This is a genomic window from Enterococcus sp. AZ171 (genome assembly GCF_051714005.1).
Taxonomy (GTDB): Bacteria; Bacillota; Bacilli; order Lactobacillales; family Enterococcaceae; genus Enterococcus_B; species Enterococcus_B pernyi.
Genome location: NZ_JBIORA010000001.1, coordinates 2,290,373 through 2,309,500 on the forward strand (window position 1 = coordinate 2,290,373; position 19,128 = coordinate 2,309,500).

At 38.8% G+C, this 19,128-nt stretch carries 13 protein-coding genes and 2 other annotated features; all 13 genes read right to left on the minus strand.

What is annotated here, in order from left to right:
- Nucleotides 1-3 precede the first annotated feature (3 nt).
- On the minus strand, nucleotides 4-843 hold the full coding sequence (locus IGJ49_RS11140; protein ID WP_153830179.1) for a MetQ/NlpA family ABC transporter substrate-binding protein: 840 nt from the start codon (nucleotides 841-843) through the stop codon (nucleotides 4-6).
- Nucleotides 844-858: 15 nt separating this feature from the next.
- Entirely contained in the window at nucleotides 859-1,539 is a 681-nt protein-coding gene (locus IGJ49_RS11145) for a methionine ABC transporter permease (RefSeq protein ID WP_023520129.1), read from the minus strand.
- A 1-nt stretch (nucleotide 1,540) separates the two neighbouring features.
- On the minus strand, nucleotides 1,541-2,614 hold the full coding sequence (locus IGJ49_RS11150; protein WP_010734726.1) for a methionine ABC transporter ATP-binding protein: 1,074 nt from the start codon (nucleotides 2,612-2,614) through the stop codon (nucleotides 1,541-1,543).
- A 63-nt stretch (nucleotides 2,615-2,677) separates the two neighbouring features.
- Nucleotides 2,678-2,917, minus strand: a binding site (T-box leader).
- Nucleotides 2,918-2,954: 37 nt separating this feature from the next.
- Nucleotides 2,955-3,189 (minus strand) — a binding site (T-box leader).
- Between the two features lie 123 nt (nucleotides 3,190-3,312).
- Nucleotides 3,313-3,987: an HAD family hydrolase gene (locus tag IGJ49_RS11155; protein ID WP_010734725.1), complete on the minus strand. Its 675-nt coding sequence runs from the start codon at nucleotides 3,985-3,987 to the stop codon at nucleotides 3,313-3,315.
- A 114-nt stretch (nucleotides 3,988-4,101) separates the two neighbouring features.
- Nucleotides 4,102-5,574, minus strand: coding sequence for a helix-turn-helix domain-containing protein (locus tag IGJ49_RS11160; RefSeq protein WP_010734724.1), 1,473 nt, complete (start codon nucleotides 5,572-5,574; stop codon nucleotides 4,102-4,104).
- Nucleotides 5,552-6,115, minus strand: coding sequence for a hypothetical protein (locus tag IGJ49_RS11165; protein WP_104776705.1), 564 nt, complete (start codon nucleotides 6,113-6,115; stop codon nucleotides 5,552-5,554). Before IGJ49_RS11165 ends, IGJ49_RS11160 begins: the two co-directional genes overlap by 23 nt.
- Nucleotides 6,116-6,236: 121 nt before the next feature.
- Nucleotides 6,237-7,328 carry a DUF916 and DUF3324 domain-containing protein gene (locus tag IGJ49_RS11170; protein ID WP_023520132.1) on the minus strand — a complete coding sequence of 364 codons (1,092 nt, stop codon included), beginning with the start codon at nucleotides 7,326-7,328 and terminating at the stop codon, nucleotides 6,237-6,239.
- A 155-nt stretch (nucleotides 7,329-7,483) separates the two neighbouring features.
- Nucleotides 7,484-8,221 carry a WxL domain-containing protein gene (locus IGJ49_RS11175; protein ID WP_019724077.1) on the minus strand — a complete coding sequence of 246 codons (738 nt, stop codon included), beginning with the start codon at nucleotides 8,219-8,221 and terminating at the stop codon, nucleotides 7,484-7,486.
- Between the two features lie 17 nt (nucleotides 8,222-8,238).
- Entirely contained in the window at nucleotides 8,239-9,027 is a 789-nt protein-coding gene (locus IGJ49_RS11180) for a WxL domain-containing protein (RefSeq protein WP_019724078.1), read from the minus strand.
- 38 nt (nucleotides 9,028-9,065) lie between these two features.
- Nucleotides 9,066-9,791, minus strand: a complete 726-nt coding sequence (locus tag IGJ49_RS11185; RefSeq protein WP_077151925.1) for a WxL domain-containing protein — start codon at nucleotides 9,789-9,791, stop codon at nucleotides 9,066-9,068.
- The gene (locus tag IGJ49_RS11190; RefSeq protein ID WP_010734718.1) at nucleotides 9,788-10,171 is read right to left on the minus strand and encodes an LPXTG cell wall anchor domain-containing protein; all 384 of its coding nucleotides are present in this window, start codon (nucleotides 10,169-10,171) and stop codon (nucleotides 9,788-9,790) included. Before IGJ49_RS11190 ends, IGJ49_RS11185 begins: the two co-directional genes overlap by 4 nt.
- Before the next feature lie 31 nt (nucleotides 10,172-10,202).
- Nucleotides 10,203-15,047 (minus strand): beta strand repeat-containing protein, encoded by a 4,845-nt coding sequence (locus IGJ49_RS11195; RefSeq protein WP_438723455.1) that lies wholly within the window; start codon nucleotides 15,045-15,047, stop codon nucleotides 10,203-10,205.
- Between the two features lie 1,388 nt (nucleotides 15,048-16,435).
- A complete protein-coding gene (mgtA, locus tag IGJ49_RS11200; RefSeq protein WP_375152449.1) occupies nucleotides 16,436-19,084 on the minus strand; it encodes a magnesium-translocating P-type ATPase in 2,649 nt (882 codons plus the stop codon).
- Nucleotides 19,085-19,128 lie beyond the last annotated feature (44 nt).

Sequence of the window (19,128 nt, forward strand, 5' to 3'; positions counted from 1 at the left end):
TTTTTATTTTTCACCAAATGTTTCCCAGGCAGGTACGCTTGATCCTTTTGATGTTTCTTCGATCACTTTTGCTGTTTCTTCCGTTTGATAGGTGTCAACGATCTTTTGATAGATTTCGTTATTTTCATCTTCTTTTCTTGCTACAATGATGTTGACATATGGTCTGGCACTGTCATCGACAGGTTCTAAAAAGATAGCATCACTCGTTGGGTTCAATCCTGCATCGACTGCCACACCACTGTTAATCACTGAAAGATCCACGTCATTCAATGCACGAGCTGTTTGTGAGGCATCCAGTTCAGAGATGTCTAGGTTTTTTGTATTTTCAGTGATATCTGAAGTAGTCGGCGTTTGGCCTTTCGCTGGATCAACTTTGATCAAACCAGCTGTTTGTAGCAATAGCAACGCCCGTCCGCCATTTGTGACGTCGTTTGGAATAGCTACTTTTGCGCCATCCTTGATATCATCAATGGATTGGATCGTATTGGAATAGATCCCTAAAGGTGCATTCACTGTGTTGCCGATCGAGACTAGATCCGTTCCGTGTTCCGTATTGTAATTGTCTAAAAAGAATTGATGTTGAAAAGCATTGAGATCGATCGAGCCATCTGCTAATGCAGCATTCGGTTGATTATAGTCGGTAAATTTCACGTATTCTAAGTCAATATCTTCTTTTGCTAAACGTGCCTTGACATCATCCCAAACGTCAGTGTCCTCTCCAATAATCCCAAGTTTTACTGTCGTTTGTTTTTTTGTGTCTGTTTCGGCATTGCCTTGGCTACAGCCAGCCAACCAAATAAGTGCAACAAAAGCAAGTACTGTATAACGAATGAGTTTTTTCATGATGATTCCTCCAGTTTAATGTGATATTTTTTTGATCAATAAATTGCTGATCCATTGACTTAAGAAAACAAGGATCAAGATCAACAAAGTGGCGACGATAGTCACGTCTGTTTGAAAACGATTATACCCACGAGAAATAGCTAGGTTTCCTAATCCTCCTGCCCCAACTGCTCCTGCCATAGCAGTCAAGCCAATGACATTGATGATCGTCAATGCAGAGACACGAATGATCCCTGGCAAGCCTTCGATCAAATAGACTCTAAAAACGATCCCTATTGGACTGGTTCCCATAGATTCGGCTGCTTCAATCACTCCAGGATCTACTTCTAACAACGCATTTTCCACTTGTCGAGCGAAAAATGGCACAACACCAAAGATCAAAGGGACTAAAGCAGCTTTCGCGCCGATCGTAGTACCGACTAAAAAGCGAGTCGTCAATGCCAGTAAAGAAAGTAAAATGATAAAGGGAATCGAGCGGACAACATTGATGACCTTGTCTAGCACCTCATAAAGCAAGCGATTTTCAAGCAATCCTTGGGGCCGTGTCACAACCAATACGATCCCAAAACCAAGACCGATCGCACCTCCGATCAACGCGGTCCAAAAAGACATATACAACGTTTGTTTCGTCGCTTCAATAAATTCATCGGGTATCAAATAGACATTAGGTAAATAGGTTTCTAAGAAATGGGTCATATCAGCGTCCTCCTTGAATCACTTTCATTTCCTTACTTGCGCCATTTTTTTGTAAAATCGTTGCTTGTACACCGGATTCAATAAGATAAGCCAAGGCTTTTTCTCGTTGATGGATCTCTCCTGATAAAGTAACGATCAATCGTCCTAATGGGGTTTCTTGTAATAGTTCTACATTGCCGTATAAAATATTCGCACTGACTTGGTATTTGCTATAAAGTTGTGCGATCAACGGTTCATTCGTTTGTGTGCCCACATAACTCAATTCCACTAACCATTTATTGGTCAACTGATCTGCAAAAGCACGATGCGAGCGAATCGTTTCTAATGCTTGGTCAACGTGGGTGGCTGTTCGGATAAACTCTTGCGTCAAAACTTCTTTTGGTGCACTGAAAATCTGAACGCTACTTCCCTGTTCGATCACTTCCCCGTTTTCCATCACAGCTACTTTGTTGCAGATTTCTTTAACGACTTGCATCTCATGTGTGATCAAAACGATTGTCAATCCTAATTGCTGATTCAGTTTTTTCAATAAAGCTAAAATCTGATGGGTCGTTTTTGGATCTAAGGCACTCGTTGCCTCATCACAAAGTAATACTTGCGGATCACTGGCTAATGCACGAGCGATAGCAACTCTTTGCTTTTGTCCTCCTGAAAGTTGTTTTGGATACGCAGTAGCTTTTTCTTCTAACCCGACTAATGTTAAAAGCTCATTAACTTTTTGACGACGCTCCTGTTTCGATTTTTTCGTATATTTCAACGAGAAATCGACGTTGTCAAAAATCGTGCGACTTTCCATTAGGTGAAAATGTTGAAAAATCATCCCGATCGATTTTCGTTCTTTTCGTAATTCTTTCGGGGATAGTTTTCCTAGCTCTGTTCCATTGATGATGACTTTGCCACTTGTTGGTTTTTGTAACAGGTTCATGACACGAACCAGCGTACTTTTCCCAGCACCTGAATAACCTACGATTCCGTAAACATCCCCTTTAGCAATCGAAAGATCCACCTGTTTCACTGCCTGGATCGTCTTTTCTTTTTGTTGGAAAGAAACATTTATTGCTTGTAATTCAATCATTTTTACTCCTCCTTCGGTTTGACGATAAAAAAAGGCATCCTCAAGAAAATGACTCATCACTTTCTTGAGGACGCCTTTTTGCGTGTTACCACCTCATGTTCAAGTTACACTTACATGTAACTCCTCTTCGAGTACAATCATACTCTAGCAAGCTAACGGTTGCGACCGTCACCGTCTCACAATTTTGCTCGGGGTGAATTGCTCAATAGCCATTTTCCAAACATGCCGCCTTGCTTCTTCTCAGCTACCGAAGCTCTCTGTTAAAGGTTTTTGTATTTGTACTTACTATTTCAACGCAAAAAATATAAAAAAAATCCTTTTATCAGCATAAATCTACTGATAAAAGGACGACGTATCGTGGTACCACCTTTATTCGGAAGTTTCCTTCCCTCGATCCAACATCTCTTGACGAGAGATTGGTTGTCCGTTTTAACGGTCAGACATTTCCGAACTTGCCTACTTATCGACAAGTTATTCTCCAAGGCCATTTTTCAACTTTTCTTACTTGACTCTTTCCACCAACCAGAGCCTCTCTTTGAAGTTTCCAAGTTTACTTTCCTTATCAACGAATCCATATTTTGTTGTTGAGAACACTTTATCTAAGTGAAAACAAAAAGTCAAGCAAGAAATTTAAAAAAATATGCACTCAGTCGATTGATCAATAAAAAAATCGTTGGTGGCACTGGATTTCCAGCCGTTTATTTTTTTCCTTTTTGTTTTTCTAACATCTCCAACACGATCAAAAGATCGGTACCTTCTGCTAAGATCGATAAATCTGCTTTTTCTCTTTCGGTATAAGCCCGATCAAAGCTTGAATCTGGAATCAAAACAACACCCATTCCTGCTCGTGATGCGGCGGTCGCACCAACCAAAGAATCTTCCACTGCAAAGGCTTCTGACGCTGTCAATCCCGACCGCTCTAGCGCAGTTAGATAAGGAATTGGTGAAGGTTTATTTTCAGACACTTCATCCCCAAAGGTATATGTATGAAAATAAGGCTTCAAAGAAAATTGATCCAAAATATTGTTTGCTCGTTTTGTTACCGTCGTCGTTGCGAGACCAAGAATGAGTTTTTGGTCATTCAATTCTTTCAATACTTCTTTTGCATGAGGTTTTAATTGGATAGCGCCACTATGCAGTTGTTGATAAAAATATTCTTCTCGTTTTTCGCGAACCTTTTGTACCATTTCCGGTGTTCCCGCCATTTTGATCAACAAATCATAGCTTTGTTTCCAATTTTTTCCACCCCATGTATCAACGATTTCTTGAGGTATTTCGATATCAAATTGCTTGAATCCCCATAGCCAACCGTCACGATAAGTTCTTTCTGTATCAACTAATAGTCCATCTAAGTCAAATATTGCACCCTTCATATCCACTGATCCTTTCAAAAAAACAATATCTGTAGTGTATCATGTTTTTTCATTCAAACCAATGGGATCTCAAGCATTTTTGTTATGAGTAATAATTACACTCACCCTCCGTACTCAATTATTCGGATTCATTTTAGTTATTTTATTTCTACGAATCTTTAATAATTGATTCGTAAAATTAGCCCAATCGACTGCCCTTGGAGGAACTAACCAAATGATTTGGAACAAGTCTCCAAAAGAACAGATTTCTTTATCTGTCAAAAGTAGATCTGTTTCATCATCTGCCTTCGTTTGGTAGATGATATTCAAGTCAGAGATTTTCTGGATATTATTTTTGATCAACGCATTAAATTGTGGTCCAAAGGAAAAATCAATGCAAATACGGAGCGGTTTCAATTGTTGATCGATGGGTAATATATCCATCATAACTAACACATAATGAAAAAATAAAAATTCTTTTGCGAGCCAAATTTGCTTGTTCTTTTTTTGTTTTTTGATGTAATCTCTGCAAAACAAAAAATATTCTGGATACATTTCATAAAAATAAGTGACATCCAGGTTGTTATTGTCATCAATATTTTCTTCTTTGAAATATTTGATCTTCAAATGCAAGACCGTCAGCTGTCTTCTGATTTCTTTTAGCTGATTCTCTGAGAGAATAAATGCTTGTCCAAGTTCTTCAAGAAATAAGTCATTCAAGGCAAGTATTTCCTTTAGTGTCACTCCCTCAATAAGTTCCGGCTCATTGATTGCGCCTTCGACAACAAGATAAGCAAAAATCTGTTGCGCTTCGCTATATAGCTCTTTTTCCGTATCGATCTTTGCCTCTTTTTCAAGCCAAGAAAATATGCTTCGAAAGAAATCATTAGTTTCTAACATTTTTTTATTGAATGTCAATTGACTTTTTTTATTCTCGGACATTCGCCAACCTTGCTTTATTCGAATCAAGCTGACTGAAAGAAAATGTTGGAGTTTTGTTTCACTAAAACCTGTAAAAGAAGCAGCGAATTTCGGTTCAAGCAACCGAATCAATTCTTCCACTGGTTTCGTGATCTCTGTTGGATAAACCGAATAAGCCCGTCCGTATAATTTGGTGAAATAAAACGTCACCAATCCACGTACAGAGCCTTCTTCCCCACTTAGTAAGAATTTTTTTGTGACTGTAAGTTCTTTGTCTGCTAATCTCGTACGCATGTCTTTCAGCTTTTGGTAGACGAGGGGATGACTGATATAATTCTTGATCGCATAGTCATTGACAGATTCGAACGTTTCAAAAAATATTTCTTGTAACATCAAAAAACCAAAGGAATGGCGGACATACATTTCACCTAAAATTGTCGAATTCCCTCGACCACTCTCAATCAGTCGGACGTTATTTCCTTCGAAAAACAGTTGAAATTCATCCGTTAGCCCATAGTCCACAAAATCATGTGACAATTCTTCCATTGACTTATTCAGCAAAAAATAAGAGATATCCAATTCTTCCAGCACTTTTTCATGATTTTCAATTAAAAGTGGCTTTGTTTCCAAATAACGTAGCAACTCTAACTTTCGTTGCGCTGGCTTATCTAAAAATAGTTTGAACATTTTGATTTCCTCTACCTTCTGGTTTTTCTCCATAGAGTATCGTACCTGAAAATAAGTAGCTCATTGCTGCCATCTGACTATTATCTGAACTAGCAGAACCAGAACCACTCGACTGTGGCAACATCACTTGGCTATGAGAGTGATCATCAGAAAAAAATTGATCATCTAAGGTTATTTTACGTGATGTACTAGCAATCTGGCTAATAATATCGCCCTGGTTATCTAATAATTTTGTTTTGTTTGGTCGCTTTTTTTTAGGAATTGAAGAATCTTGATACGGTAATTCGGCTGGTGGTTGTTCTTCAACTTTCTGCTTTTCGTTATTTATAATTGCAGTATCTTGTGATTGTTCGGTGTGTTCAACCTCTGCTTCTTTCTCATCCGTTACAGGCCGTTGGGGAGTAACTGGTTGAATTTGGATTTCTTCTGTTGGATTCAACGGATCATAAATGATCGTTTCTGCATATATATAGTTGGAAGATTCAAAATAGACTGCCGCGAACAAAAGTGTTCCTAATATGGCGATTTTTTGTCTTTTCACTTTTCTCCCCCTTTTTTGATTAGACATTTTAAGTAAGTGAAACCATACGTTTCCAAGCAAAAATTGTCTGACTGATCTTATTTATTTGATCAGTCAGACGTTTTTTTATCAGGGATTGATATTATTTATTTTCAGATTCGTCTTCATCTTTTTGTTTTTTTCTTTTCCAAAAAATAAATAGAAGTAAAAGAATCAATAATAATAGGATACCGAATAATAGATAGATCCAAGTATTGTCTTGTTCGATCGTCACATCTTTTTCGTTTAATTCCCTAGCAACTTCGCCTTTGATTTCAAAGTCTTTTTCAAATTCCCATTTATATTTATAGGTTTCCTCAGAGCCATTAGAAGTTTTGACTTTGTATTCTCCATCTTCAGCTTTTTCGCCGTAAGCAGTCATCTTCATCGTATACTTCCCTGCTTCCAACTTTTCACCATTTAAAGAAATGGGGTAAGCAAAGTGAGAATTTGGCGCCATTTGCATACTTTCGGCTTGGCTTTCGTACAGCACTTCAGCTGATCCTTTTTTCGTGATCGTTGTTGCTACATTCAATTGATTCAAGTAAACCGCTTGAGGGTTTTGCAAATGTACATTGATCACATTTCTCGCATTGACTTGTGCGGGTTCCACTTTCGTTGCTTTGAGATCAGGCTTGATCGCTGTCATATTTTGACGGATCAATAATGCAACTACGTAAGAGTACTCATTTTTGATGGCTAATCCTTTATCTTCGGAAGAAGAGTCCTGAGTGTCATCCGTTTTTTCTTTAAAAGTGATCCCGCCTGCCATGACACCATCAAATTTTTCTGCTGGCATCGTGACTGTGATTGGCACTGTCACTTCCGAATGTTTTGGTAACGTCACCTCTGGCTCTGCTTTCGCATAATCTTTTAAATTGTAAACCAAACTATTATCGGGTTCAATTTTATTTTCACCATACTCCACCACACCATTCAAATTAGTTGTTGCACTGTTGATCGTGGTTTCGATCGTGATGTCGTTGTCTGTGTCATTGCGTAATTGGACTTCGATTGTTTGTTGTTTGTCAGGTTCCATCAATAGATCGAAATATGTTTTTTCTTTATCGATTTGATTTTCAGGAATCACTGGGGTAACCGCAAAATTAAATTCTGATGCAAAAGTTGATTGGACTGGAACCATACTTAGCATGGCAACAATGAGGCTGACAATAAGGATAAATCTTTTTTTCATAATATTTTTAACTCCCTGATAAATTAGATGTTGGCGAGGCTATGACAGAAGCGTTCTATCCCTTCAAAGGTAACTAATATCACTGCGTTGCACCAATTTTTTTGAGGTCAAGACAAAAAGTTCTTTCATTTTTGCCTTGACCAGATTGTATTCGATTAGTTTCCTGGCGCATCTGTTAACGTCCAAGTGAACGTTGTTTGATAAGCTTTTGCGTATTTTGTCGTTGAACCTGGTACTTCTAGTGCAATACTATTTTTCGCGGTATCCACTGAATTTCCCCAATCCATCAAATACGTTCCAGCACCTTCACCATTTTTCGCACTCATCACTAATGATTCACTACCACTTGGATCTAAGCTGAAAGTTGCAACGCCTGTTGGTTTTGCTGATTGTGAACCAGTCACGACATTACCATTTGATAATGTGATTTTTGCACCTGTCAATTCTTGGTCTTCCGCTGTTTTGAATTGTGCATTTTGTTTTACTTTCAATGTCCAACCTGTTTCAGTTCCGCGGTTGTCAGATACTTGAACAAAGTTTGGTCCTTCTTTTTCAACATCACTTGCATCTTTATATTTTTGTGCTGCAGCATAGTATGTTTGCGTTTTAGATGTGATTTTTTGTTCACCGAAGACTAGACTTGAAGCAAAGTCGATCGACAATGGTCCATTTGTACCTGGATTTGGCTTACCATCAGGATTTGTTGGATCAACTGGCGTCACTGGTTGTTCTGGATCAAGTGGATCAACTGGATCAGTCGTCTCTGTATTTGGCACATAATTGATGACACCATTTGAAGTATACTCTCCACCATCAGCTGCTGCTACGCTAACTGTACTAAATACTCCGCCTAATAACATTGTTGATAATAAGATCATTTGTGATTTTTTCATTTTTATTTTCTCCATTCTTAATTTCCTGGTGTATCAGATAGATTCCAAGTTAATGTTGTTGAGTACGTGACTGCATCTTTCGGCGTTTTACCCGGGATGGTCAATGAAACACTTTTTGTAACCATTGAGGATACGTCTTTATTTTTTTGGTCTTTCATTGTGATTGTCTCCACTTTATCCCCCCACGCTTCGATCCACGTGCCAGAACCTGCATCTTGTCCTGCACTTAGAACAATCGATTCTGCACCGTTTGGATCTAAGGCGATTTCAGTGGTCGCAGTCGGTGCAGCCACACCCTCTGCATTTGATTTGACTACCGGATCTTGCAATTCGATTACCGCGCCAGTCAACGTGTTGTTTAATGTGTCATCGTTCTTAAATTGACCGTTTTGACATACTTTCAATGTCCAACCAGCATTATTTCCTCGGTGATCAGACACTTGGACATAATCTGGTGTGACTAGATCCGAAAATGTGCCATCGTCATTTACATAAGTCTGTGCTTTGGCATAATAGGTTTCTGTTTTATTCGATATCTTATTCATGCCGAAATCAAAACTTGAAGCAAAGTCGATCGATAGTGGCCCTTTTGTACCTGGTTCTGGGTCGGTTCCATCTGGATTAGTTGGATGAACCGGTTTGTCTGGATCAGGGTCGATTGGATTGACTGGATCGGTTGGTTCCGTATCAGGTATAAAATTGACCGTACCGTTACTTGTATACTTTGCTTGATCGACTGCTTGGACGGTAACCGTAACTCCTGTCAAAAGACTAATGATCATTAAACCACTTACTGTTTTTTTCATACGATCCCCCAAAGTGATTCATTTTCTGCCTTTTTCTTTTATGGTGCTGGAGTAGATTTAAGGCTCCATGTCAATGTGGTGCTATACTCTTTCGCTAATTTGACCGTTTTACCTGGTACGTTAAGTTTTACAGCAGTTTCGCCTTGTGTGGCATCCGTACCAAATTTGTAGATCCAAGTTCCCATGCCTTTACCCGCGTCAGCAGTCATCAAGACTGATTCGCTTCCAGGAGTCAATGTGTTTTGTGTTACTAGATCTGGTTTGTATTGATCATCCATGATCGATGCACTTGCACCGTTACTTAAGGATAGTACTGCACCAGATAACTCTTCATCAGCAGCAGTTTTGAATTGACTGTCTTGCTTGACAGATAAGCTCCATCCTTCTTGTGTTCCACGTTTGTCTGTTACTTGGACGTAGTTTGGTCCGTCTGTTCCATCTTTGAATGTTTGGATCTGTGCATAGTAGTCTTTTGTGACAGTAGTGATTTTTTGTTTCCCAAATTGGAAGCTTGAAGCAAAATCAATTGATAATGGTCCGTTCGTCCCTGGATTTGGTCCATTTGGATCAGTTGGATCTACTGGTTCTACCGGACTTGTTGGATCAGTTGGATCAACCGGGTTTGTTGGATCGGTATCTGCTTCAAATGCGATCACTCCATTTGTCTCATAGCTTGCAGTTTCATCCGCAGCAAATACTGTGCTTGTTCCTACTAGTGTACTAAATAAAATAATTCCAGCTGTTAACAACGTTGTCTTTTTCATTTTTCTCTTCTTCTCCTTTTTATAACAATAATTATCAATACGATCAAAAGAAGGAAACTTCCAATAATCGTAAATTGTTTACTTCTGTATTCTCCAGTTTTTGGTAACTGTTTGCTATCCCCTTGTATCGCCTCTTGCTGTTCCACAGTTGCTCCATTTTTTTCAGAGGACGTTTGATCCTCTTGAGTAGAGCTGGGGGAAGTTGGCTCACCCACCCCTTCTTCGGAACTGCTACTTCCTGCTTCAGGATATTCATAGGTGCCATAAAATCCTGTAACACCCTCACTTTTGAACGATTGCTCTTCATCGGCTAGACCAATTGGCGTTTGAGTAAAAAGAAGTCCTAACAACACAAGGATCTTCCACCTTTTTTTCTTCATCTTTCCCACCTATTCTCTATCGTCGTGTTTTCTATGGGTTACCAGGTGCTGCAACCAATGACCATGATAATGTTCCTTGATAACTTCCGACTTTTTGTTTTTCCGGAGGAACAGTTAACTTGATTCCTTTGTTGTTCGTTTGTCCCCACTCTTGATTGACAAGATATTCACCATTTGTCGTCAGTGTCTTCTCTTCCACGATCACTGCATTGGGGCCGAGTACGGTATTCTTTGTACCGTCTGTAAATGAAAGTATATTAGAAAGTTGGGTTGTCCCCGAAGTCAAAGGTTGTTTTTCAGTGACTGTCAATTGCCAACTATCCCGTTCAGAACCTCTTGTATCTTTCACGATCAAATCACCTTCGATCAATGGCCAATACGTTTGAGTCGTTGTCTTAACTTTTTGTGTCTCGAAATTCATCGTATTTGGTACTTCTTTAAGCTCTAATGTCCCTGTAATTGCTACATTGATTGTTTTTTCAGTTGTTATTCCATTTAGTTGATAGCTATACGTCGTTGAAACATTTTTTAAAACTTCCGCTTCTGTCGCATTCTTGATTGCTGAAAACGTTGCGTCTGTCAACGTTGGTACTTGATTCGCACTGCCATCGGCTAAGATCACTTGTGCCAGTGTTCGTTGATTCAACTCTTGTTGAGACGTCAACCCATTGGCATCAGATAAACTCATCCGAACATCTTTTGCATAGACTGCAAAACTGCGATCCGTCGAAATCGTTGCTTCATTTTTTACAACAATCAAGTTTGCTTGTTGTTCCTTTTCATTCCCTGTCGTACCGACTTTGTAATCAATGACATGTTTTCTGGAAACTTCATCTGCAGCTAGTGGTTGCTTGATCTCGTCCATCACATCAGCGGTGATCGAATCCGTAAAGAATGGACGTCCCTTCGCCTCCATCAATGTTAAAATCGATTGTTTATCGACTAAATCTTGTGCTTCTTTTTCAGAAATGATCACATTTTTAGCAGAAAGCTCAGCTGCATTCGAATACTTCACTTTGACTTCATAACTGTATTCGCTATCTGGCGATTGCCAATCGATCGTTGAAGAATCCTTTTGTTCAGCAATCGTTGTCGGGGTATCTCCTTTTTTTGAACTGATGATTTCTGCTTGGTACAACCATGAACCAGTTGTTTGTGTTTCTGGTTCAAAGCTTAATTTTGGTGTGATACCTTTTCCTGATGGAATCACCAAGCGCCCTTTTTGAACTTTTGTACCTGCAGTTTCTGTTCCCCATGCATTCAGGACTAATGGCGCATTTCCTTCTTTCACTTCACTGACGTCATGAAAAATACTTCCTTTGCCTTGAGCGATCCCAGGATTTTCTACTTCATAATCGATAACTGAACCAGGTATGGCGATACCATAACCACTACCGGATTTTGAGACATCGTTATCTCCGATGAAGCTTTTCCCAGTTGCTTTTTCAGTTCCTCTGAAATTCAAAGGTGTTAGCTTTGTTGCATTGGCAATCGTTGGATTGATTGTCAAAACTTGATAGGCTTTATTTGCACCGAACCATGTACCGGTACTATCTACTTGCGTTGCTGAATCTCCAGTAGTTGACTTGATCCAGACTAATTCATCTTTTGCAGGATCAGGAAACTCGACATCTGAAATATTGACTTTTCCTGTTCCAGGAATCGTTTCTAAAGTGACTTCATCCTCTATAGTTAACTTAGCTGCTGAAATTAAGTTACTAGAAGTTGAAACGCCGATCCCAGCATTTTTTGACAGATGGATGTCCCCAAATGAATGATAGGTTGTTGCATGATTGGCAGCAGTCGCAGATAAACCATTTTTGATATTTCCGCCATTTGCCATTAATTTCAATCCGTTTGTTACATTTAATTCGGTGAAATTGACGATGCCTAGTCCAGTAAGATTGATTGGATCAGTTTGATAGTTGTTTGTACCATCGACAGTCTCACCAAAATTGAACACGACTTTGTTTGTACTAGCACTAGCGATCGTATTCGTAAAGTTATCACTCGCTGAACCACCGGATAAACCGTTGATGCTGACCGCTCCTTGAACATTAGCAGTAACATTACGCAAAATTTTCCCACTGCTGATATTGGAATACTGTGTAGCATACAGATTACCAATACTAGAACCCTCCGCTTGGATATTCATCTGGATCGAGCCATTTTTGGTGTACGCAGCATTACTACCACCATCCCCATAAATGCTCGCACCATTTAATGAATCCACACCTGGTTTGGTAAAGATATTCAACGTAATCGTATTGTCTGCAGATGTCCCCAAATTCGTGTTTTGTCCATATGGTCGTCCACCTGTGATATACGTATTACCTGGCAACTTGAATTCACCGTCATAGTTTCGTAAATCGATGAGTAAACTAGCATTTCCAAGTAGTGACCCATAGTTTGTGATACCACCAGAAAAGCCATTAGAACCAGTTCGTGGAGTACCAGAGAAGTTCCCACCATAGATGCGATTATCTGAATTTCCAGTGACAGTATGTCCACCACTTGCGCCATAGGATGCACCCATTGAAGCATTAATGACGCCTTCATAAACGGTCACTCCTACGTTTCCGACAATTTTTTTGTCATCCCATCCGCCACCAGATAAGAACCAGTCTACTTGACCATCATTGACGATGGTTTGTCCGTTACCATACACACGTGTACCTGCATAGCCTGTACCTTCTAACGTATCAGCGATTCCACCATTTAATATGTTTGAGCTATTTCCTTCAATAACCCCTGAATAAGAACCACCATAAGTCCATCGCGCTACAGTATTATTTAATACTGTTTGTGTATCTCCTTTAATATAGATGTCCCATGTATCATTTGAAGCAGGATAACCACCTCCACCTACAACGTCCCAACCAGAAGCTTCCCCACGATTTTTCTTCGTGGTCGAATAGGCTAAATCGGTTGGCATTGATCCGGAATAGGCAAAGCCAGCTCCGCCGATTGAACCATCTGCATTAGCCGTTCCAACTTCAATCGTTGTGTTACCTTCGATGTAGCCACCGCGACCTGCTGCTGTTGTCCAAATTGCACCATTATTGAATGAACCACTGACTAATTTTGAGGTGATGTTACCGAAGACTTTGAACTCTGCTGCAGCTTTGGCTAAATCCGCTCTTTGTTGTGGTGTATACGCATCATAGGTTGTTTCATTTGATGCTCCAATCCCACTTTTATTGAATTTAACCACGTTATTGCCGGCGCCCCCATTGAAGTCATTGATTCCACCGGCAGATGGGGTTCCTGCTTTGACCGTATTCGTGATATTCCCAGTGACCGTACCGGTATAACGATTGCCGCCTTCAAATTCTGCCCGTCCAGCACTGTATAAACTACTATCCAAATTTGTTTCGATTCCGTCAGTTGAACGATTGGTTCCGATATTTCCTCGAGAGGACCCACCGATGAATCGTTCCCCTGCGCCGTACCAACGACCATAACCTGAAATGTTATTGGTTACTTTTCCACCAATATTCCCGTAGATGACACCACCATAAAAGGTACTTAATTGAAACCCTGTTGCACTATTTGTAATCCCGATAGTTGTAGATACAGTGCCCGTAACATTTGCTGTATTGGTCGCACTGGTTCCATTTCCACCACCGTACAAATTCGTGATTCGTCCACCCGCATTATTGATAATCGTAGAGACGTTTCCATCAACGGTACCAATATTAGCTCCTCCTGCTAATGTATTGATTCCCCCATTATTCGTATTGTTGATAACGATACTCGTATTCCCTTTCAGCGTGCCGCCATTTTGATTACCACCAAAGATATTCCATGTATAAGAACCTGTCGTATTGATGGTGATTACCGGATTCCCTACGACATCTCCTGAATTGGTTCCACCATAGATTGAAATACCATTACCGTTTGCTCCCCCATTCAAATTCAAGCTGTGTCCATTCATATAGAAGTAAGAGCCGGTATAGCTAATATTTCGTAAAGTAATCGTTGAACCAAAGTAAGCATTCGCAGTAAAAGCAAGTGTTTTTGCACCAGATGGTACCGTTAAATCTTGTGTGATTGGATCATCTGAATGGCCAGTGATCACTAGTTTATTTACTTTATCTTTTAATGAGGCAAACGTAGCATTAGTTGCATCGACCGTACTTGGAATATTGTTAGCGACTGTTGCAGCTGTTAATGTGACGTTTGATCCAATATACATGACGTAATCTTGCATATTGCCCGCATGATACAAATCATTTAATGCCGCTTTTACTCCGGCATCTGATGCAGCATATGTCTGGTAAGCTTGCGTGCTATCTGTGGGATTTGGTACAACAAGTACTTTCGTCTTATCCGCGGTAGCAATCGTATCTTTGATCGAAGCATCTGTACTTCTCAAAGAGCGGAACGCCTGTTGTTTAAATACTGCTTTTAATTGTAGATCCTTCGTCACTGTTAATTGGCTGATTTCTTCATTCGTATAGAGTTTGCCTTCAACTTCCCAACCGTTCAATGGTTGATCATCCGCAAAACTCGGGATATCATTACTTGCTAATTTTTCGTTTTCCTTCACTGTCAGTTCTTTAACTTCCGCTCCTGATTCGAATAAATGAGTGCTATCTGTCATAAAAGTTAAAGTAAAGTGTTTTTCTTCAGTCGTCGATTCTTGTGTCTGCGCCTCTGACTGTTTCACCTCCTCTTTTACTGATTCTGTTGTCTGTGTGACTGTCTCTTCACTTTGCATGGTTTGATCAATCGACTCTTCTGTTTGAGTTGTGGGTGATAGAGTGACTGAGTCATTTTCAGCATCCACTGCCTGCACGACGGTTGACAATGGAGAAGTTATTCCTGAAAAAAGAAGCATTGCGGCAACACACATAACAATATTTTTTTTCATCTTATCTTCCCTTCTGCTTCATACAACAAAATTAACTTATTGATAATTATTATTGCTTGCTTGATTCTTTTTGTATTGTATAATGTTAAATCCAGTTATTTTTAAAAAAAATTTCTTTATTACTGAAAAACGATTAATTTTTTTCAGAGCATATTATTTGACTTTAAAAAATAACAAGCGATTTCAAAAAAAAATCAATTGAAAGTAAAAAAGCTGTTATATCAACGTTAATCATGTGTCGCTAATTCGCTTTATCACCCATTTTCTGCTTATTTAATTTTCTACCATGAAAAACGAATGAAATTTTCATGAATTATATTATAGTAAAGAATCAGTCATTTTTTTAAACGGCTATTTTTTCGAGTGCGTTTTGTTGTTTTTTTATTTCGAGTTTTGCATTATAATCTTATTTTTTTGTTTATACTCATCGAATTACCATGCGTAATCCCTTCAAAAATGAATACATTCTATTCCCAAACACCATTTTTCATAAATAAGCCATCATTCATAAAAATTTGTAAAATACAATTTTTCATGAATGATGGCTTATTTGTTTGAACACTTATGTTCCGACCTTAAAGGATCAATTTTAGACTCTACTATTTTCGACTCAAACCTCTGTAACAAAAATTTTATCTACCTGTCTCAACATTATTAGCTACCGATCTAAACAAACAGCTATTTTTATAAACGATAGCGCAACTATTCGTGACCGTAACCCCAACTACACTCACTTATCATTAGTTATTCGCTTAAATCTACTTAGAGTAACTACGACAATATATCATTCCCGCTTCTATTGAAGCCACGATTCCCAGCATACTCTTATGATCGTATTTCCCAAGAGTATTTCCCCGTCGGATTGCTTCAATTGATCCATTCTTCGCCCCCTTATCCCGTTGCGAGTCAAGAAGTGAGACAAATGATCCATTTGATTCAATGTTTGATCGAACTGCTATATCAATGGTTTATCGTTATCTAGTTTTTCTAAAAATCAAGCATTTTGAGTCTTACTTGAATCATAGATTTTCTTTATCCAACATAACAATAGCTGGCAACGGGTAATAATAGATTGCTTTTAAACAATCGCTCGAACACATTGTATAACGCTTGTTTCCGTTATATTTAAATATAATTTATTCTTTTTTGAAAAATTATTTAAATATAACTTACGCGAGTACTTGACTTTTTTAGTAGCGCAGAAAAAAAATAGATTAGGTATTTAAAATACCTAATCTATCAGCGTTTTACTATTGATGGAACGATGCAGCGATTCACTAAAATTTTATAGAATAAGCGAACCATTTAAATGAAGTTTATTTTTTTATTGAAATCTTACCTGAAGGATGCTCAAATTCCTCGTACGAAAGTGCAGAAAAGATTTTCTTTTACAATAGTTCTCCAAATTTATTGATATAGATTTTTTTCATGAATGTAACTAATCCTAAATAAGCGATAACAGTCACGATCAACCAAATCCAATAGTTAGCTGGTAATGGTAACAATCCTAGTCCTTCACCAAAATTAGTAAAAGGAAGAACAGAACCTACCAGAATACCTAATGTTGTAATTGAAAACATAATAAAAGTGGCATTACTTTGCAAGAAAGGCACTTTAGGTGTCCGTAACGCATGTAACACTAAGGTTTGCGTCCATAAAGATTCAACAAACCAACCAGCATGGAACAATGCGATAAATAGAATTTGTTGTGAGCCAGTCAATGTATGGTAACTTCCACCAACCACTGCTGGACAAATCACAAAGTACATCAATAGATAGGTCGTGATGTCAAAAACGGAACTCGTTGGTCCGAAGTACACCATAAATTTGCCAATACTTGATGCTTCCCATTTTTTTGGTTCATGCAAATATTCTTTATCCATTCTATCCCATGGCAAAGAGATACAAGATACATCATAAATCAAATTTAAGAATAAAATTTGTAACGGTAGCATAGGTAAAAATGGAAGGAATGTACTAGCTACTAAGACAGAAAACATGTTGCCAAAGTTTGAACTAGCTGTCGCTTTGATGTATTTCATAATATTGCCGAAAGTCTCTCTACCTGACAATAATCCTTTTTCTAAAATCATCAAATCTTTTTCTAACAAGATAACATCCGCTGATTCTTTTGCAATATCTACTGCTGTATCTACTGAAATACCGATATCTGCGACTTTCATTGCTGGTGCGTCGTTGATACCATCGCCTAAAAAACCTACTGTGTGACCATTGTTACGTAAGGCAGTGGTTAATCGTGCTTTTTGTTGCGGATTCAATTTGACAAAGACATCATGTGCCTCAGCAACTTTTCCTAATTCCTTATCAGACATCTCAGCGATTTTCTCGCCAGTGATCAATTCATTGATTTGTAAGCCTACTTGTCGACAAACAGAACGTGTGACCAACTCGTTGTCACCAGTCAATACTTTTACAGCAACACCATGATCTTTCAAAGCTTTCAATGCTTGTTTGGTTGTTTCTTTTGGTGGATCAAGGAAAGCAAGGTAGCCAATCAAGACCATTTCTGACTCATCTTTCACTGAAAATTCTCCAACGACACTTGGATTCGTTTTTTGCGCGACACCGATCACACGCAACCCATCTTCATTCAAGTCCTTCACTTTCGCCAAAACTGTTTCTCTTTGTTCAGCAGTCAATGGTTTGACTTCACCACCAAGGTCGATGTATGAAGAGATACTTAACATTTCTTCGATTGCACCCTTTGTGATCATTTGCGTTTTTCCAGCTGGGTCAGCCACCACGACACTCATTCTTCTACGTTCAAAATCAAAGGGGATTTCATCTACTTTTTGATAACGAATCTTCTCTGTATCTAACGTCTCAACTGCTTCATCGATAATGGCAACATCTAAAAGATTCTTTAATCCAGTTTGGTAGTAACTATTCAAGTAGGCGTGGCGCAGTACTCGGTCATTTTCATTTCCTTCACAATCCATGTGGTATTCTAAAATAATTTTATCTTGAGTCAATGTACCTGTTTTATCTGTACAAAGGACATCGATCGCACCAAAATTTTGAATGGCATTTAGATTTTTGATGACTGTTCCTTTTTTTGCCATAGCACTGGCACCTTTGACCAGATTTGTCGTAACGATCATCGGTAGCATTTCTGGTGTTAACCCAACAGCGACTGATAAACCAAACAAGAATGCTTCTAACCAGTCTCCTTTTGTAAATCCATTGATCACGATCACAGTTGGTGCCATCAATGCCATGAATTTGATCAACAACATGGATGTTTTTTGGATGCCTAATTCAAAGCTTGTTTTTATCGGTTTTTGTGATAAGTTTTGTGCCACATGTCCAAACATCGTGTCGTTCCCAACAGAGATGATGATACCTTCTGCACTACCACTGATCACATTGCTTCCCATGAATGCAATATTTTCATAACTCGTTTCGCTTTGTGTTCTTCCAGAGCACACAGTCGCATGTTTCTCAACGGGATAGCTTTCACCCGTTAATGCCGCTTGTGAGATAAATAAATCTTTAGCAGAAAGCAACCGCATGTCTGCTGGGATCATATCTCCCGCTGACAAACGAACTTGATCGCCACAAACAATTTCCTCCATAGGAATTTCTTTGTATTCACCATCTCGTTTTACGGCAGCTGTTACTTTCACCAATGATTTCAACTTTTCAGCAGCTTGGTTCGAACGTACGGATTGGATCAAGGTCATCGTGCCACTGACTAACACCATGGCAAAAATTATGATTACACCAAACAAATCTTTATCTGCTGGAGCAGCTAATAGATACTCGGTGATAAAAGAAATAATTCCTAAAGCAATCAATACTAATGTGAAAGGGGTGATAAACGCCTTGATCACTTCTACAATAAACGGCGTTTTCTTTCCATATGAAATACTATTATTTCCATAAGTTTCTCTTAAATTTTCTACTTGTTCTGAAGACAAGCCTTTTTGTGTTGTTTGAAATAAGTCAAATAACTGTTGCTTATTTTTACTAGCAAAACCAGCGTAGACTTTTTTTGTTTCTTTCTTTTTTTCCATCTCGTGTTCCTCCTTTGATCTTATCAAGCACACACTGATATCTG

What these genes read in the sequence shown, in the direction of transcription:
- IGJ49_RS11140 (WP_153830179.1), bottom strand. Translation starts at nt 843, where the DNA reads ATGAAAAAACTCATTCGTTATACAGTACTTGCTTTTGTTGCACTTATT.
- IGJ49_RS11145 (WP_023520129.1), bottom strand. Translation starts at nt 1,539, where the DNA reads ATGACCCATTTCTTAGAAACCTATTTACCTAATGTCTATTTGATACCC.
- IGJ49_RS11150 (WP_010734726.1), bottom strand. Translation starts at nt 2,614, where the DNA reads ATGATTGAATTACAAGCAATAAATGTTTCTTTCCAACAAAAAGAAAAG.
- IGJ49_RS11155 (WP_010734725.1), bottom strand. Translation starts at nt 3,987, where the DNA reads ATGAAGGGTGCAATATTTGACTTAGATGGACTATTAGTTGATACAGAA.
- IGJ49_RS11160 (WP_010734724.1), bottom strand. Translation starts at nt 5,574, where the DNA reads ATGTTCAAACTATTTTTAGATAAGCCAGCGCAACGAAAGTTAGAGTTG.
- IGJ49_RS11170 (WP_023520132.1), bottom strand. Translation starts at nt 7,328, where the DNA reads ATGAAAAAAAGATTTATCCTTATTGTCAGCCTCATTGTTGCCATGCTA.
- IGJ49_RS11175 (WP_019724077.1), bottom strand. Translation starts at nt 8,221, where the DNA reads ATGAAAAAATCACAAATGATCTTATTATCAACAATGTTATTAGGCGGA.
- IGJ49_RS11180 (WP_019724078.1), bottom strand. Translation starts at nt 9,027, where the DNA reads ATGAAAAAAACAGTAAGTGGTTTAATGATCATTAGTCTTTTGACAGGA.
- IGJ49_RS11185 (WP_077151925.1), bottom strand. Translation starts at nt 9,791, where the DNA reads ATGAAAAAGACAACGTTGTTAACAGCTGGAATTATTTTATTTAGTACA.
- IGJ49_RS11190 (WP_010734718.1), bottom strand. Translation starts at nt 10,171, where the DNA reads ATGAAGAAAAAAAGGTGGAAGATCCTTGTGTTGTTAGGACTTCTTTTT.
- IGJ49_RS11195 (WP_438723455.1), bottom strand. Translation starts at nt 15,047, where the DNA reads ATGAAAAAAAATATTGTTATGTGTGTTGCCGCAATGCTTCTTTTTTCA.
- mgtA (WP_375152449.1), bottom strand. Translation starts at nt 19,084, where the DNA reads ATGGAAAAAAAGAAAGAAACAAAAAAAGTCTACGCTGGTTTTGCTAGT.